The organism is Micromonospora halophytica (assembly GCF_900090245.1).
GTDB lineage: Bacteria > Actinomycetota > Actinomycetes > Mycobacteriales > Micromonosporaceae > Micromonospora > Micromonospora halophytica.
Genome location: NZ_FMDN01000001.1, coordinates 217,967 through 233,270, shown reverse-complemented (window position 1 = coordinate 233,270; position 15,304 = coordinate 217,967). Strand labels below are relative to the sequence as shown.

15 protein-coding genes and 2 pseudogenes are annotated in these 15,304 nt (G+C 73.3%); 9 read left to right on the top strand and 8 right to left on the bottom strand.

The features are described 5' to 3' along the window. The first annotated feature begins 3 nt into the window (after positions 1–3). Complete coding sequence (locus tag GA0070560_RS01050) at positions 4–714, top strand: ABC transporter permease (protein WP_091290096.1); 711 nt, start codon at positions 4–6, stop codon at positions 712–714. A gap of 105 nt (positions 715–819) precedes the next feature. On the opposite strand, the gene valS is transcribed toward GA0070560_RS01050, so the two are convergent. From valS to GA0070560_RS01025, 5 genes and pseudogenes are all read right to left on the bottom strand, one after another. Then, positions 820–3,384: a valine--tRNA ligase gene (valS, locus tag GA0070560_RS01045; RefSeq protein WP_091290094.1), complete on the bottom strand. Its 2,565-nt coding sequence runs from the start codon at positions 3,382–3,384 to the stop codon at positions 820–822. Between the two features lie 68 nt (positions 3,385–3,452). Continuing rightward, complete coding sequence (locus GA0070560_RS01040; RefSeq protein WP_139131427.1) at positions 3,453–5,027, bottom strand: S1 family peptidase; 1,575 nt, start codon at positions 5,025–5,027, stop codon at positions 3,453–3,455. A gap of 148 nt (positions 5,028–5,175) precedes the next feature. Then, a pseudogene (locus tag GA0070560_RS01035) lies at positions 5,176–5,992 on the bottom strand (ABC transporter ATP-binding protein); the annotation flags it as partial. Between the two features lie 215 nt (positions 5,993–6,207). Continuing rightward, complete coding sequence (locus GA0070560_RS01030; protein WP_091290090.1) at positions 6,208–6,708, bottom strand: methylated-DNA--[protein]-cysteine S-methyltransferase; 501 nt, start codon at positions 6,706–6,708, stop codon at positions 6,208–6,210. After that, positions 6,705–8,273, bottom strand: coding sequence for a DNA-3-methyladenine glycosylase 2 family protein (locus GA0070560_RS01025; RefSeq protein WP_091290087.1), 1,569 nt, complete (start codon positions 8,271–8,273; stop codon positions 6,705–6,707). The genes GA0070560_RS01030 and GA0070560_RS01025 overlap by 4 nt, the downstream gene beginning before the upstream one ends. A gap of 258 nt (positions 8,274–8,531) precedes the next feature. Here GA0070560_RS01025 and GA0070560_RS29250 point away from each other — a divergent pair, with 258 nt between their 5' ends. After that, positions 8,532–8,981 (top strand): hypothetical protein, encoded by a 450-nt coding sequence (locus GA0070560_RS29250; protein ID WP_245675305.1) that lies wholly within the window; start codon positions 8,532–8,534, stop codon positions 8,979–8,981. 95 nt (positions 8,982–9,076) lie between these two features. Here the strand turns inward: GA0070560_RS29250 and GA0070560_RS01020 are convergent. Beyond that, positions 9,077–9,898 (bottom strand): annotated as a pseudogene (locus GA0070560_RS01020) (EamA family transporter); the annotation flags it as partial. Positions 9,899–9,992: 94 nt separating this feature from the next. On the opposite strand from GA0070560_RS01020, the gene GA0070560_RS01015 reads away from it, so the two are divergent. The 5 genes from GA0070560_RS01015 (at position 9,993) to GA0070560_RS00995 (ending at position 13,243) form a co-directional block, all read left to right on the top strand. Beyond that, positions 9,993–10,490, top strand: a complete 498-nt coding sequence (locus GA0070560_RS01015; protein WP_245675304.1) for a MarR family winged helix-turn-helix transcriptional regulator — start codon at positions 9,993–9,995, stop codon at positions 10,488–10,490. Between the two features lie 103 nt (positions 10,491–10,593). After that, complete coding sequence (gene ychF / locus GA0070560_RS01010; RefSeq protein ID WP_091290081.1) at positions 10,594–11,679, top strand: redox-regulated ATPase YchF; 1,086 nt, start codon at positions 10,594–10,596, stop codon at positions 11,677–11,679. A 168-nt stretch (positions 11,680–11,847) separates the two neighbouring features. Then, positions 11,848–12,087, top strand: a complete 240-nt coding sequence (locus GA0070560_RS01005) for a hypothetical protein (protein ID WP_091290079.1) — start codon at positions 11,848–11,850, stop codon at positions 12,085–12,087. Further along, positions 12,084–12,479 carry a PIN domain-containing protein gene (locus tag GA0070560_RS01000; protein WP_211565722.1) on the top strand — a complete coding sequence of 132 codons (396 nt, stop codon included), beginning with the start codon at positions 12,084–12,086 and terminating at the stop codon, positions 12,477–12,479. Before GA0070560_RS01005 ends, GA0070560_RS01000 begins: the two co-directional genes overlap by 4 nt. Positions 12,480–12,733: 254 nt before the next feature. Beyond that, the gene (locus GA0070560_RS00995) at positions 12,734–13,243 is read left to right on the top strand and encodes a DinB family protein (protein WP_091290076.1); all 510 of its coding nucleotides are present in this window, start codon (positions 12,734–12,736) and stop codon (positions 13,241–13,243) included. 18 nt (positions 13,244–13,261) lie between these two features. On the opposite strand, the gene GA0070560_RS00990 is transcribed toward GA0070560_RS00995, so the two are convergent. Continuing rightward, positions 13,262–13,672: a GntR family transcriptional regulator gene (locus tag GA0070560_RS00990; protein ID WP_091290074.1), complete on the bottom strand. Its 411-nt coding sequence runs from the start codon at positions 13,670–13,672 to the stop codon at positions 13,262–13,264. Between the two features lie 237 nt (positions 13,673–13,909). On the opposite strand from GA0070560_RS00990, the gene GA0070560_RS00985 reads away from it, so the two are divergent. Both GA0070560_RS00985 and GA0070560_RS00980 read left to right on the top strand, forming a co-directional pair. Next, positions 13,910–14,227, top strand: a complete 318-nt coding sequence (locus GA0070560_RS00985) for a DivIVA domain-containing protein (protein ID WP_091290071.1) — start codon at positions 13,910–13,912, stop codon at positions 14,225–14,227. Beyond that, positions 14,227–14,487 carry a hypothetical protein gene (locus tag GA0070560_RS00980; RefSeq protein ID WP_091290069.1) on the top strand — a complete coding sequence of 87 codons (261 nt, stop codon included), beginning with the start codon at positions 14,227–14,229 and terminating at the stop codon, positions 14,485–14,487. Before GA0070560_RS00985 ends, GA0070560_RS00980 begins: the two co-directional genes overlap by 1 nt. 360 nt (positions 14,488–14,847) lie before the next feature. Here GA0070560_RS00980 and GA0070560_RS00975 read toward each other — a convergent pair whose 3' ends face one another. Beyond that, positions 14,848–15,210, bottom strand: coding sequence for a PH domain-containing protein (locus tag GA0070560_RS00975; RefSeq protein ID WP_091290839.1), 363 nt, complete (start codon positions 15,208–15,210; stop codon positions 14,848–14,850). Positions 15,211–15,304: the final 94 nt, after the last annotated feature.

The following is a 15,304-nucleotide window of genomic DNA, read 5'->3' as shown; positions in this document are numbered from 1 at the left end:
GCCGTGTCGACCGTTACCTGGATCACCGCGCGCGGGCTGTTCGGCCGTCGCCGTTTCCTGATGCTGCTGCCGCTGCCGGCGGTGCTGGTGGCTCTCGCCGTGCTCTGCTGGTCGCTGGGGGTGGCGCCGGCCGACTGGGGGCCGCCGGTGCTGGTCGGCCTCGGCCTGGCCGTGGTGCTGCCGGTGCTGGCGCTGGTCGTCGGCACCGGAGTGCTGGGCGCCGAGATCGACGACGGGACGGTGGTGCACGTCCTCACCAAGCCGCTGCCCCGCTGGCAGATCGTGCTGCCGAAGCTCGCGGTGGCGACCGGGGTCAGCGCGGCCACCGTCGCCGTGCCGATCTTCGTCGCGGGCATGCTCGCCGATTCGGTACGCCTCGGCGGGGCGCTCGCCGCCGCCTCGGCGCTGGGCGCGCTGGCGTACTCGGCGCTGTTCCTGGCGATGAGCCTGCTCACCCGGCGGCCGGTGCTGCTCGGGCTGGTCTACGTGCTGATCTGGGAGGGGCTGCTGGGCCGGTTCGTCAGCGGCACGAGGGTGCTGTCGATCCAGCAGTGGGTGATCGCGCTGGCCGACCGGAGCGCCCCGACCGACCTGCTCTCCACCACGGTCTCCGTCCCGGTGGCCGTGGTGCTGACGGCGCTGGTGGCGATCGGCTTCACCGCCCTCGCGGTCGACCGCCTCCGCTCCTTCAGCATCGCCGGCGAAACGAGCTGACCCCACCCCTCCCCTCCGAGTCCGCAAGAACGGAGAAGGTGTGGCTGGTCCGCGCGGAACAGCCACACCTTCTCCGAAAGTGCGCGGTTGAGGAGGGGAGGTGGGTCAGAAGGCGCAGGCGACGACGAGTTCCGGGGTGCGGTCCGGGAGCAGGTCGAGCTTGCCGATGCGCCCGGCGGCGCGGAGGTCGTCGGCGATCAGGGTGAGCTGGTCCAACAGTGCCGCCGGACCCAGCGCCTCGGCCAGCGGCACCTCCGCCTTCATCGACAGCTTCCGCTCCGACTTGGCCCGGCGCACCTGGCTCAGCGCGTCCGAGGCCAGCCGCAGCAGCCCCGGGTCGGCGGTGCCGGTGACCGCCCGCCGCACCTCGTACGTGGTGGGCCAGGTGGCCCGGTGCACCGAGCCGTACCGCCACCAGGACCAGACCTCCTCGGTCACGTACGGCAGCACCGGGGCGAAGAGCCGCAACTGCACCGAGAGCGCGGTGGCCAGCGCCGCCCGGGCCGAATCGGCCCCCGGCCCGGTGCCGTACGCGCGTTCCTTCACCAGTTCGATGTAGTCGTCGCAGAACCGCCAGAAGAACGTCTCCGTGGCCTGCAACGCCGCCGTGTGGTCGTAGGAGTCGAAGGCCGACGTGGCCACCTCGACCACGGTGGCCAGTTCGGCGAGCATCGCGGTGTCCAGGGGCGCGGTCGCCGGCATGCGCAAGGCGTCGGCGGCGCCCAGCCCGAGGGCGAACTTCGACGCGTTGAGCAGCTTCGTGGCGAGCCGCCGGCCCACCTTGATCTGCGCGGCGTCGAAGGCCAGGTCCATCCCGGGCCGACCGTTGGCCGCCCAGTAGCGGACCGCGTCCGAGCCGTGCTGCTCCAGCAGGGCCATCGGGGTGACCACGTTCCCCTTGGACTTCGACATCTTCTTGCGGTCCGGGTCGAGGATCCAGCCGGAGAGGACCGCGTCCCGCCAGGGCAGCACCCCGTGCTCCAGGTGGGCACGGACCACGGTGGAGAAGAGCCAGGTGCGGATGATCTCCTGGCCCTGCGGGCGCAGGTCCATCGGGAAGACCCGGGCGAACAGGTCCGGGTCGGACTCCCAGCCGCCGACGATCTGCGGGGTCAGCGACGAGGTGGCCCAGGTGTCCAGCACGTCCGGGTCGCCGACGAAGCCGCCCGGCACGCCGCGCTGCTCCTCGGCGAACCCGGGCGGTGGCTCGCTGGACGGGTCGACCGGCAGGGTGGCCTCGTCCGGGGTGAGAGGGTGGGCGTAGTCCGGCTCGCCGGTGTCGTCGAGCCGGTACCACACCGGCACCGGCACGCCGAAGAAGCGCTGCCGGCTGACCAGCCAGTCACCGGTCAGCCCACCCACCCAGTGGTCGTACCGGTGCTTCATGTGCTCCGGCACCCAGCGCAGCTCGGCCCCCCGGGCCAGCAGTTCCTCCCGCAGCCGGGCGTCCCGGCCGCCGTTGCGCAGGTACCACTGCCGGGTTGAGACGATCTCCAACGGCCGGTCGCCACGCTCGTAGAACTTCACCGGATGGGTGATCGGGCGCGGCTCGCCCACCAGCTCGCCCGCGTCGGCCAGCATCGCCACCAGCGTCCGCCGGGCGCCGTTGACGGTCTGCCCGGCCAGCGCCGCGTAGGGCTCCGCCGGCACCCCGGCCGGTGGCTCCGGCAGCAGCCGGCCGTCGCGGCCGATCACCACCCGGGTCCGCAGCGCCAGCTCCCGCCACCAGGTCACGTCGGTCAGGTCACCGAAGGTGCAGACCATCGCGATGCCGGTGCCCTTGGCCGGGTCCGCCAGCGGGTGCGCGCGCACCGGCACCTCGACCCCGAGGACCGGGGTACGCACCAGCGCGCCCACCAGGTCCGCGTACCGCTCGTCGTCGGGGTGGCAGACCAGCGCCACGCAGGCCGGCAGCAGCTCCGGGCGGGTGGTGTCGATCAGCACCTCGCGCCCGCCCGGCCCGCTGAACCGCAGCCGGTGGTACGCCCCCGGGCGCTCCCGGTCCTCCAGTTCGGCCTGGGCCACGGCGGTGGCGAAGCCGACGTCCCACAGCGTCGGCGCCTCCGCCTGGTACGCCTCGCCCCGGGCCAGGTTCCGCAGGAACATCCGCTGCGAGGTGGCCCGGGCCGCCCGCCCGATCGTGGTGTACGTCAGCGACCAGTCCACCGACAGCCCGAGCCGCCGCCACAACGCCTCGAAGACCTGCTCGTCCTCGGCGGTCAGCGTCTCGCACAGTGCCACGAAGTTGCGCCGGGAGATCGAGGTGGGGTTCTTCCGGGCGTCCTCGGTGACCGGGGTGGCCGGTGGCTGCCAGTGCGGGTCGTACGGCAGGGCCGGGTCGCAGCGCACCCCGTGGACGTTCTGCACCCGACGTTCGGTGGGCAGGCCGTTGTCGTCCCAGCCCATCGGGTAGAACACGGCCTTGCCGCGCATCCGCTGGAAGCGGGCCACCGTGTCGGTGTGCGTGTACGAGAAGACGTGCCCCATGTGCAGCTCGCCCGATACCGTCGGCGGCGGGGTGTCGATCGCGTACACGTCCGGTCGCTGCTTCGAGCGGTCGAACGCGTACGTGCCCTCCTCCTGCCAGCGGCGCGCCCAGGTCTCCTCGAGGCCGTCCAGGGTGGGACGCTCGGGGACGCCGGCGCGGGCCGTCCTCGCCGTGTCGGTCATCGCTCGATCGTAGGCAGCCGACCGGCCCGCGCCCACGGGTTATCGCGCCGTACCCAGTCGCGTCGTCGTCACCGTGTCGAGGAGGCGATCGGCCCGATCAGCGGGCCCCGGGTGGCGATCTCGAAGCCCAGCCCGGTGCGGGAGTTCACCCGGTCCAGGATGGTGGAGACCGGCGCGTAGTAGTTCTTCTCGTCCGGGTTGGCACAGGCGCCCGAGCCGTCGTCGCCGTAGCTGAGGATGCCCAGCGCCCGCCCGTCGGACTCGGTGAAGAGCGGGCCGCCGCTGTCACCGGGGCGGGCGCAGATCCGCACGTCGATGCCACCGCTGGCCTTGCCGGTGACGGTGCCGCAGCGGGTGCCCGGCACGTACCCGAGGCCGGCGCCCGAGTCGACGTACTGCTCGCCCGCCTTCGGCGTGTACGCCGAGCCGGTGGCGCAGACCACCCAGCCGGCCTGCACCGCGCTGTACGGCGTGTGCCCGGTGATCTTCACGTCCCGACTGCCCCGGGTGGCGCAGGCCGGGTTGTCCGTCACGCACCAGTAGTTGACCAGGCTGGCCCCCTGGGTGCGCTTCGGGTACGCCCACCGCGCGAACGCGCCGTCCTGGTACGGCAGCATCGCGTAGTCGGTGGGGAAGGCGTTCTCGGCCAGCACCGGGCCGGTCGACTCGACGCCCACCGGCACCTTCGGCCCGAGGAACTGGTGCCAGGTCTTGTCGACGTGCTGGTGGGTGGCGCTGACGACGCAGTGCCCGGCGGTCAGCACGTAGTACCGCCCGGAGCGGGCCCGCACGTTGAAGCCGGTGGTGCAGCCGCCGACCGTGCCGTTGTCCCGGGGGACGTCCAGCCGGATGCCGCCGCGCATCGGCGCCTGGGCGCAGTACCGCGGGTCGCAGGCCTTGGGGATCACCGACTCCGGCATCCGGGCCCGCACCCGGACCGGCACCCCGGCCGCGTCGCGGGCACCGGCCAGCCGGGTGTCGTCCGCGGCGATCACGTCGCCGGTGAGCACCACGACCTCGTTGGCCTGCTCGTCGACCACCACGTCGGTCCCGGCCTGGCCGCCGAGCGCCGTGGCCAGCCGGCCGGCCGCCTCGGTGAGCCGGCGCAGCGGATGGCGTACCGGTACCACCGTGACGTGCGCGGCGTCCGGCACCCCGGTGATCGCCCGGCGGATCGTCCCCGGGTCGGTGGCGGCGATGGTCAGCAGGCCGCCGCCGGCCTGGTCCAGCCACATGCCGGCGTACGTCTCGGGGAACCTCGCCGCCAGCGATCCGGCCAGCGGCGCGGAGAGTTCCTGGAGAGCGAGCCGGCGGGCCGCCTCGCTCTGCGACACCCGGTAGCGCTCGGCGAGATAGCCCACCGATGCGGGGGCGGCCTGCGCCACCTCCTTCGCCGGGCGGGCGGCGACGGTCACCGGGCGGATGGCCGCCGTGGACCGGGGCGCGGCGGCCTGGTCGGTGCCGTCCGCCGCGTTCTGCGCTGCGTCGGCGGCAGCCGGCGAGGCGTCGGCGGACCACTCGCCGGAGGCCGCCGTGGCGACCGGCGGGCCGGCGTCGTCCTCCCGGGCCAGCGCGACCGTCGTCGCACCGACCGTGCCCAACACCAACGCTGCCGCGACGACTGCCCGTCGACGAATCCGCACGCCGTAACCTCCCCGTGTAGTTCGGCGATGCCCGACCGGCCCGTCTCGTCGTGCCGGCACCCCGGCTGACGGCTGAACCGATCGACGAGCGGCAGTCTAACCGGAGGCCGCGCTCCACCGGGGACCGTGGTCGAGCCCGGACGGTGTCCTAGACGAGGGAGTCGCGCCACTGCCGGTGCAGGGCGGCGTACCGGCCGTCGGTGGTGGCGAGCCCGGCCGGCGGGCCGTCCTCCACCACCCGGCCGGCGTCGAGGATCAGCACCCGGGGGCGGCCAGGAACGCGCGGGCGAACGCGACGAGCTGTCGCTGCCCGGCGGAGAGCCGGCCGCCGCGCCGGTGCACCTCGGTGGCGTACCCGTCGGGGAGGGCGGCGATGAAGTCGTGCGCGCCGATGGCCCGCGCGGCGGCCTGCACCGCCGCGTCGTCGGCGGTGGGACGGCCGAACCGGATGTTCTCTGCCACCGTGCCGCTGAACAGGTGGTTCTCCTGGGTCACCAGCACCACCGCGCGGCGCAGCTCGGCGTCGGCCAGGTCGCGCAGGTCGACCCGTCCAGCTCCACCGTGCCGCTGTCCGGGTCGTGGAAGCGGGCCAGCAGCTTGGCGACGGTGGACTTGCCGGCACCGGTCGGGCCGATCAGCGCCACCGTCTGCCCGGCCGGCACCCGCAGGTCCAGCGTGGTGAGGATCGGCGTGCCGGTGCGGTAGCCGAAGGAGACGGACCGGAACTCCACCGCCCCTCGGCCCGGCCCGGACGGCAGCGGCACCGGCCGGGCCGGCTCGGGCACCCCGGGCTCTTCGTCCAGCACCCCGGCCAGCTTCTCCAGCGCCGCCGTCGCCGACTGCAACGAGTTGTAGAACCGGCTCAGCTCCTGCATCGGCTCGGCGAGCCCGAGCAGCAGGGCCAGGCCGCCGAGGCGGACCAGGCCGGCCACGTCGCCGTCGGCGACCGGCCCGTCGACCACCCGCTGCGTCACCAGCGGGACGGCCAGGCTGGCCGCGGTGGCCGCCAGCAGCAGCCAGCAGAACTCGGCCGCGTACGGGCGCAGGTAGGGTGCAGCCGCCAGAGGTTGCGCAGCGGGCGTGGGCGGCCGTCGACCCGTTCACCGGGGTCGCCGTCGCGCTGCGCGGGCACTACCCGACGGTGGCGTCATTCGGGAGCGCTGCCGGTGTCAGCTTGCCGTCACTGTGCCCGTTCGTGGCCGAGCAGCCAGGTCTTCACGGCCAGGCCCCAGCGGTAGCCGCCGAGCGTGCCGTCGGTGCGCAGCACCCGGTGGCAGGGGACGAAGAGGGCGGCGGCGTTACGGGCGCAGGCCGCGGCGGCGGCGCGGACCGCGGCGGGCCGCCCGGCCAGCGCCGCGAAACCGGTGTACGTCACCGGCTCACCGGGCTTCACGTCACGCAGCACCGCCCAGGCGTGCGCCATGAACACGCCGCCGGTGTGCTGCTGCACCGGCACCCCGTCGATCGCGGTGAGGTCGCCGTCCAGGTAGGACGCGACGGCCCGGCTGACCGGCCCGAGGTCCGCCCGGTGGCGGATCTCGCCGCGCATGCTCGGGTGGACGAGGGGGAGCAGGGTCGCGGGGTCCGGCGTGAAGCCGGCGGCGCGTACCGCCCCGTCGGGGCCGGCCAGGACGCTGAGCGGGCCGGTGGGGGTGTCGATGACGGTGCTGTCGATGGTCATGCTGCTCTCCAGAGTCGGATCACCGCGTACGAGCGCCAGGGGCGCCAGCGGTCGGCGTACGGGTCGAGGGTCGTCGGGTCGGCGGGCAGGCCGAGGGCGGCGCCGCCCCGGCGTACCGCGAGGTCGGTGGGGAGGAATACGTCCGGGTCGCCGAGCGCGCGCATCGCCACGTAGCCTGCGGTCCACGCCCCGATCCCGGGTATCGCGAGCAGCCGCCGCACGGTCTCCTCCCGGTCTCCACCCGGGTCGAGCACGATCTCCCCGTCGGCGACCGCCCGCGCCAGCGCCCGCAGCGTCTCTCGCCGCCCGGCGGGCATCCCGAACGCCCCCTCCGGCAACCCCACCACCTCCTCGGCCCCCAGGAACCCCCGCAACCCACCGCCCGCCCCGCCCCGTCCCTCGTCCTGCCCCTCGTCCGGCCCCTTGTCTCGTTGATCAAGGGGTTTGCGGATTGGGAAAGCGCTCTCATCGACCAAAACTTCTTGATCAACAGGGCGGAGGCGGGGGTCGGGGTCGGGGGTGGGGGTGGGGGTGGTGGTCTGGAGGAGGCGGGTGAGGGTGGTGCGGGCGGAGCGGACGGAGACCTGCTGGCCGACGATCGCGCGGACGGCCATCTCGAAGCCGTCGACGGCGCGGGGCAGACGTACCCCCGGCTCGGCGCGGACCGCCGGGGCGAGCGCGGGATCGGCGGCGAGGGTGGCGTCCACGGCCTCCGGGTCGGCATCGAGGTCGAGCAGGCGGCGGCAGCGGGCCACCGCCGGGGCCAGGTCCCGCATGTCGGCCAGCCGCAACGTCGCGGCGACGTGGCCGTCCACCGGGGTGAGCGCCACATCCGCCGCGCCGTGCGGCAGCCGCAACCCCCGGCGGTACGTCCCGTCGTGCACCTTCTCCACGCCGGGCAGCGCGCGGACGGCCAGGAAGTCCAGCAGCGCGGCGGCGTGCAGCGGTGGCCGGTACGCCAGCCGCAGTGTGATCGTCCCCGCGCCACCGGTCGCCGGACGGCGTCCTCGCAGCATGCGCAGCTCGGACGGAGCGGTGCCGTAGACCTCGCGGACGGTGTCGTTGAACTGCCGCACGCTGCCGAAGCCGGCCGCGAAGGCGATCTCCGCCATCCCCAGCCCGGTCGTCTCGATCAGCGTGCGGGCGGTCTGCGCGCGTTGTGCCCGGGCCAGCGCCAGCGGGCCGGCGCCCAGTTCGGCGCGGAGCATCCGGTGCAGGTGCCGTTCGGTGTAGCCGAGCCGCCCGGCCAGCCCCGGCACGCCGTCCCGGTCGACCACCCCGTCGGCGATCAGCCGCATCGCCCGCCCCACCACGTCGGCCCGGACGTCCCACTGCGGTGAGCCGGGTGCGGCGTCCGGGCGGCAGCGGCGGCAGGCCCGCAGCCCGGCGCCCTGCGCGGCGGCGGCGGACGGGAAGAACCGGACGTTCTGCCGCTTCGGCGTCATCGCCGGGCAGGACGGCCGGCAGTAGATCCCGGTCGAGGTCACGCCGGTGTAGAACCAGCCGTCGAAGCGCTGGTCGCGGCTGTCCACGGCCCGGTAGCACCGTTCGAAGTCCAACTCCACGCCACCGATGATGCCCGCAGCTCAGGGCCGGTGGCGCGCGGGAATCGGACCTGACGGTACGCCCACGTCGGTCGTCCGTCCGCCTTCCCCGTCTCCGCGCTCGCCCAAATTTCTGATGTCCCAGGTGGGGGCGGCTTTCCGTTGTGGCGCAACGAATTCGGGGCGGGAAAGTGTCGGTGGTGGCCGGTACCGTCCCGCCACCAACTCCAGAAAGGGTGCGGGGGCGATGGTGGGCGTGGCCGGGCGGGGTGCCCGCTGATGCGGTCGGGGCGGGCGCGGCTCGACGGCGCGGTGGTGCAGGGCTTCTACGACCGGATGCGGGCGGTCGCGCCGGCGGCGTACGGGGCGATCGAGCGGGACCGGGTCGGTGATCCGGGGCGGCCCTTCGCCGAGACGGCGTGCGGGCGGCTGGCCGGTTCGCTCGACCCGGTGGCGCTGCGCGCGCTGGGTATGTGGGCGCACCACTGGTGCATGCGCTTCTACGACGACGACACCCGACCCGGCCTGAGACTGGTCCGCGACATCGCCGGGCGGCGCGGGCTGGGCTGGACGGTCGACGAGGTGCGCTGGATGCTCGGCGAGTCGTACGCTGCCGGGCCGGCCGCCGCGCACCGGTTCACCCTGCCGCTGGCGGCCGCCGCCGACCTGCCCGACGGGGCGTTGCCCGAGGCCGACGCGATCGGCGCGGACTGGCGGCTGGCCGGCTGAGCAGCGGGCCGGCGGCTGGCCGGTTGAGCGGCGCTCGGGCGGTTCCCTGGTCGAGTGGGCGCGGGCCGGGCCGGGAGTTGGGCGACCACCATCGCGCCCACCGCGAGGGCGAAGCCGGTGAGCTGGGTCGCGTCCAGCGCCTGCCCGAGCACGATCCAGCCCAGGGCGGCGGCGGTCAGCGGGCTCAGCGCCCCGAGCACCGAGACCTGGGTCAGCGGCAGCCGTCCGGCGCCCCGGAACCAGAGCGCGTACGCCAGCGCGGTGCCGGCCAGCCCGAGCCAGGCGTACCCGGCCAGGGCCGGCCCGTCCGGGGCGGGCGGCGTTCCCTCGACCGCGGCCGCGAGCGGTACGACCAGCAGGCCACCGGCGGTGAGCTGCCAGCTCGTCACGGCGAGGGTGCCGACGCCGGCCGGGCGTCCCCAGCGGCGGGTGAGGACCAGTCCGGTGGCCATCGCGGCGGTGGCGGTGAGTCCGGCGGCGACGCCGAGCGGGTCGGTGCCGGCATCCGGCCGCAGTACGACCAGGGCGACGCCGAGCGGGGCGGCGAGCGCGGCGAGCAGCGTGTGCCGGTGCGGGCGGTCGCGCAGCGCCAGGACGGTCAGCGCGGCGACCAGCAGCGGCTGCGCCGCGCCGAGCACGGCGGCGGTGCCGCCCGGCAGCCGGTACGCGGCGAGGAAGAGCAGCGGGAAGAACGCGCCGATGTTCAGCGCGCCCAGCACGGCGGCCCGCCACCACCAGGAGCCGTGTGGTCGGTGGCGGGTGACGGCGAGCAGCAGCAGCCCGGCGGGGAGCGCCCGTAGCACGCCTGACCAGAGCGGCCGGTCCGGCGGCAGCAGTTCGGAGGTGACCAGGTAGGTGGTGCCCCAGGTGACCGGGGCGAGGGCGGTCAGCGCGATGTCGGTGCCGCGGCGGCTCATCGGGCGCTCGATTCTCTCGATGCTAAGTAGCTTAGCGCTAAGCTAATCACTGGTGAGGAAAATCGGGAAGTGCGAGGTGCGGCACAATCCGGGGGTGACCGAGCGGGACGACGTCGACGTCATCGTCGAGCAGTGGCGGCGCGAGCGGGCCGGCATGCGGCCCGAGCCGATGGCCGTCTTCGGCCGCATCTACCGCCTGGCGCGCATCGTCGGCGACGCGCAGGAGAAGGTGTACGCCGACTGGGGCATCGGCCGGGGCGAGTTCGACGTGCTGGCCGCGCTGCGCCGCAGCGGCGAACCGTACACGCTGGCCCCGAAGGAGCTGACCGCCTCGCTGATGCTCACCTCCGGCGGGATGACCGGCCGGCTCGACCGGCTGGAGCGGGCCGGGCTGGTCCGCCGCACCCCCGACCCGGCCGACCGGCGGGGGCTGCGGGTCACCCTGACCGACGCCGGCCGCCGCGCGGTGGAGGATGCCGCCGAGGCCGGGCTGGAGGTGCAGCGGCGCATCCTCGACGCGCTGCCGCCCGACGACCGGCGACGCCTGGGCGACCTGCTCCGTACCCTCCTGGCCGCCGCCGAGGCCGGCTGACCACCATCCGGTACGCGCCACGATCAGCCGTACCCGGCTGTTTCCGGCGTGCGGCGGGGCTGGCTGCCCGGTGCCGGCGGCGAAGCGCGTAAGCTGGCCCGTCGTGAGTCTCTCCATCGGCATCGTCGGCCTGCCCAACGTCGGCAAGAGCACCCTGTTCAACGCGCTGACCAAGAACGACGTGCTCGCGGCGAACTACCCGTTCGCCACGATCGAGCCCAACGTCGGCGTCGTCGGGCTGCCGGACGAGCGGCTGGCCAAGCTCGCCGAGATCTTCTCCTCGCAGAAGGTGCTGCCCGCGCCGGTGTCGTTCGTCGACATCGCCGGCCTGGTGCGCGGCGCCTCCAAGGGGCAGGGCCGGGGCAACGCCTTCCTGGCGAACATCCGCGACGCCTCGGCGATCTGCCAGGTGGTGCGCGCCTTCTCCGACCCGAACGTGGTGCACGTCGACGGCAAGGTCTCCCCGGCCGACGACATCGAGACGATCAACACCGAGCTGATCCTGGCCGACCTGCAGACCCTGGAGAAGGCGCTGCCCCGGCTGGAGAAGGAGGCCAAGCTCCGCAAGGACCGGGCCGCCGCGGTCGCCGCCGCCAAGGCCGCCGTCGAGGTGCTCGACGGCGGCACCACCCTGTACGCCGGGGCCGCCGCCGCGAAGATCGAGCTGGAGCACCTGCGCGAGCTGCACCTGCTCACCACCAAGCCGTTCCTGTACGTCTTCAACGTCGACGAGGCCGAGCTGGCCAACGAAGAGTTCCTCGACGAGCTGCGCGCGCTGGTCGCCCCCGCCGAGGCCGTCTTCATGGACGCCAAGATCGAGTCCGAGCTGGTGGACCTGCCCGAGGAGGAGGCCCGCGAGCTGCTGGAGTCCATCGGGCAGCACGAGCCCGGCCTGGACCAGCTCGTCCGGGTCGGCTTCCGCACGCTCGGCCTCCAGACGTACCTGACGGCGGGCCCCAAGGAGGCGCGCGCCTGGACCATCCCGGTCGGCGCGACCGCGCCGGAGGCCGCGGGGGTCATCCACAGCGACTTCCAGCGCGGCTTCATCAAGGCCGAGGTGGTCTCCTTCCACGACCTGGTCGAGGCCGGATCGATGGCGGCGGCGAAGGCTGCCGGCAAGGTCCGGATCGAGGGCAAGGAGTACGTCATGCAGGACGGCGACGTGGTGGAGTTCAGGTTCAACGTCTGATTTCGGTCCAACGTCTGCCGCCTCGGGTCGCCGCTCGTAGTCGGCGTTGGTGCGAACCCGCATAGCTTTCCGCGCGCAGGTCCTGGGCGGTCAATCCTGGTCAGGGCATGCGCGTCAGGCTTGGATCGGGTTCGCTCAGCAGTGGTAACACCATGGTATGGTCGCAGGATGGCGAGGACGAAGAAGGTCACGATCACGCTGCCGGCAGAGTTGCTGGAGAGCATGAAGACACACACCGACAACGTCTCCGGCTACCTCACCGAGCTGGCCGAGCGGGCCGAGCGGCGCAGACTTCTCCGAGAGGAGTTGGATCGCTACCAGGGCGAGTTTGGGACGTTCACTGACGAGGAGATGGCCGAGGCTCGGGCGCTCCTGCACGGGGCCGAGGAGATCGGGCGTGCGGCGTGAGCCTTGAGTCGCTGGTGCTCGACTCGCAAGGCTTCACAATGTGGATCGAACGGGACCGCAAGGTGATGCGACTGCTGGAGCAGGCGGAGCGTGATGGAGTCGATCTTGCCATGTCGGCCGCCACGATCATCGAGGTCTCCCACTCCGGCGTGGACGTCGCGCGGTTGACCTGGCTGCTGTCCCGGATCCGGGTGGAGGCGGTGACGAAGGAAAGCGCCCGCCGCAGTGCGGGGCTGCTGAAAGCGGCGGGGCTTCATGGGCACAAGTACGCCATAGATGCCATGGTCGCCGAGGTGGCGTTGCGACTACCCGCGCCGGTGGCGGTCCTGACATCCGATGTCGATGACATCGTCAAGCTGTGCGGGCAGCGGGTTCGGGCCATCGGGCTGTAGGTGGGCTTTCTCCGGCGACGGCGCAGGTGTGTCACGTTTGTTGATCGGCGACGCAGTCTGGTCGAGTTCCGCTTCAACGTCTGACTCCCGCCTGCAGAGTGGCTTCCGGAGGACACCCTCCGGCATGCTGACCGTCGTGGACGAGCAGCGGTTCCGCCATCGACAAGCTACGTGGCCTTCTGCCGGTTGCCTGAGGGGCGGCGTTGAGGGCTGGCCCTGTCGCGGTCGTCGGGCATCCGCCGGACAATGACGGGATGACGCTGCAGTTTCCTTCGCCCACTGTCCCGGCCGCAGGGCGTACCGAGGTGTTCCTGCGGTACCTCGACTACTTCCGGGAGAGCGTGGTGGCGAAGGTGTCCGCGCTGACCGAGGACGACGTACGCCGCAGCGCGCTGCCCTCCGGATGGACCCCGCTGGAGCTGGTCAAGCACCTGCGGTACGTGGAGCTGCGCTGGATCGAGTGGGGTTTCCAGGGGCGCGACGTCGGCGACCCGTGGGGTGACCGGCGCGACGACCGGTGGTACGTCGCGCCGGAGGAGACCCGGGAGGACCTGCTGGCCGCGCTGCGTGCCCAGGGCAGGCACACGCGGGCGGTGGTGGAGGGCAGTGAACTCAGCGCGATCGGGGCACCCGGCGAGCGCTGGGACGGTGCCGACCCGGCGTCGCTGGAGCGGGTGCTGTTCCACCTCGTGCAGGAGTACGCCCGCCACGTCGGGCACCTGGACATCGTGGCGGAGCTGGCCGGCGGCCCGGTCGGCGAGTAGTTCTCGCGCGGGCAATTCTCAGGCCGGGCGGGTCAGTTCGACCTCGTCGCCGGCCAGGACCTCGACGTCACCCTTGGCGTCGCGGATCTCCAGCACGGGTACGCCCTCGTCGAGCTGCATCGCCCGACGCTCCCTGCCGCTGGGCATCCGCGCGACGACCGATGCCCCCGGCGGCACCTCCACCTGCCGCCGCTGCGGCAGCTCGCGGACGTAGGTGCCGTGCCCGCGCACGGTGTTGACCAGGCCCTCCGACCGGAGCAGTGAGATCGACATCCGGACCGCCTCGCGGCCGACACCGTATTCCTGCGTCATCCGCGCCTCGCTGGGCAACGCCGAGCCGGGTGCCAGCTCGCCGGCCTCGATCCGCTCACGCAGGAGGTCGGCGAGCTGCACGTAGACCGGCGTGTGCGAGCGCGGATCGATAGTCATGCGGAAAAGCCTTGTTCCCCCGTCGCCCGGAGTGGTTGTGCCCCTGTGCCCCTGACCGTATAGTCGCAGTGACGTTCGGTGCTCGGGCGGAAACGTTCGAGAGACATCGCCATCGAGCGGCCCTGCTGTCGTACCGCTGATCGGAGCTGCGGTGGCAGGGCGGGGTGGTCCGCCCGTGCGCGGCGGGCGGTTGCGGCCACCCCTTCCAATGCCCTGAGAACGGAGAGGTGGACGAGCGTGCGTGTCCTGTTCCGACGGCGTGGCCGCAACCGGCGGCCGGAGGCAGCCTGCCGGCCCGGCGGCAACTACCGCTCCTCGTCGTACGTCCCGCTGCTGCCCTGGCAGGTGCGGCAGCGACGGTTCCGGCTGACCGGGTACGGCCGGCGCGGCCTCGACCCGGAGGAGGTGCAACTCTTCCTCGACCGGGTGGCCGGTGACCTCGACACGGTCTACCAGGCGCTGCGGGAGAGCCGGCTGGAGACCGCACGGATCAAGGACGCGTTGCGCCGCTGGCAGTCCGAGCAGGCGCGGCGGGCCGACGCGGACCGGCGCTGATGGTGGATCGGGAGCGTTTCGTCATACACCTGCCAATGCGCGCCGTGGACCTGGCCGGCGCGGTCCGGCTCGCCCGGGTGGTGGCCCGCTGGGCGAGCGTGCTCACCCCGGCCGACCCGGGGGAGACCACCGTGTCGGCCGAGGACGAGCAGGGCGTACGCCATCGGGTCTTCTGCGACCTGCGGATGCCCGGCGGCCGGCGCTGCCTGCTCCGGGCCGACCACGACGGCCCCTGCTCCCGCCGGCCCGCCCGGCGCTGACCTGCCTGGTGTCGCCCTGCCTGGCGCTGACCTGCCCGTCGGTGGGGCCCGTCGCCCGCGTTGCGGACGCGATCCACCGTGCCGCCGTCGGGGCTCCGCGCGGGCGCTCCCGCCACCTGTCGGACGCTACCAACCTGATGGCGTAGATGGATCGCCGGCCGCTGCCCCGGACCGCCAATCTCGCCGGTCGTCGGTCCGATCCATCTGTGCCATCAGGTCTGTAGCGTCTCACCACCCCTCCGGTCTCCGGCGCCCGAACGGACGCGGCCCGGAGGGCGGCCGGAGTGCGGCCGGCGGGCGATGCGCCCCGGCGCGATGCGCCCGGCACAGCGCCACTGCCCCGCGCCACTGCCGCTGCAGTCAGGAGATGTAGTGGAGGATCACGTTGTGCACGTGGTGGCTCTTCTGCGCGCCCCGGAACTCCACCTCGTACGTGTGCGTGCCGACGTGGATCGCGATCGCCCCGGTGGAGAAGAAGGACCCGCCCCACGACTTGTTGCTGACCACGCTCACGCTGGTGATCTTCGCGTACGGGATGCTGGTGATCGCGTACCGCTTGCCGATGAAGGACCGGTCCTGGATGATCACCCGGCGGTCGGTCAGTCCGATGAAGCCGGTGCCGGTGCCGACGGCGTCGTAGACGGCGATGATCTGCTCTCCGTCGAGCAGTCCGCTCTGGATCTGTTGGAACTGCTCCTTGCGGTCGTACGTCGCATTGGCCATGGAGCCCACGGTAGGAAGCACGCGCCAGGCACGACGGTCCACGGCGGAGCCGCTGTCGGCTAATCTGCACGCCGCACCGAGGACTCGGGGGAAG

Bases quoted from the DNA above. Each gene is read 5' to 3' on its own strand.
- GA0070560_RS00990 (WP_091290074.1), bottom strand. From the start codon at position 13,672: ATGACTATCGATCCGCGCTCGCACACGCCGGTCTACGTGCAGCTCGCC.
- GA0070560_RS01005 (WP_091290079.1), top strand. From the start codon at position 11,848: ATGGCGAGGACGAAGAAGGTCACGATCACGCTGCCGGCAGAGTTGCTG.
- GA0070560_RS00975 (WP_091290839.1), bottom strand. From the start codon at position 15,210: ATGGCCAATGCGACGTACGACCGCAAGGAGCAGTTCCAACAGATCCAG.
- GA0070560_RS00980 (WP_091290069.1), top strand. From the start codon at position 14,227: ATGGTGGATCGGGAGCGTTTCGTCATACACCTGCCAATGCGCGCCGTG.
- GA0070560_RS00995 (WP_091290076.1), top strand. From the start codon at position 12,734: ATGACGCTGCAGTTTCCTTCGCCCACTGTCCCGGCCGCAGGGCGTACC.
- GA0070560_RS29250 (WP_245675305.1), top strand. From the start codon at position 8,532: ATGCGGTCGGGGCGGGCGCGGCTCGACGGCGCGGTGGTGCAGGGCTTC.
- GA0070560_RS01030 (WP_091290090.1), bottom strand. From the start codon at position 6,708: ATGACCATCGACAGCACCGTCATCGACACCCCCACCGGCCCGCTCAGC.
- valS (WP_091290094.1), bottom strand. From the start codon at position 3,384: ATGACCGACACGGCGAGGACGGCCCGCGCCGGCGTCCCCGAGCGTCCC.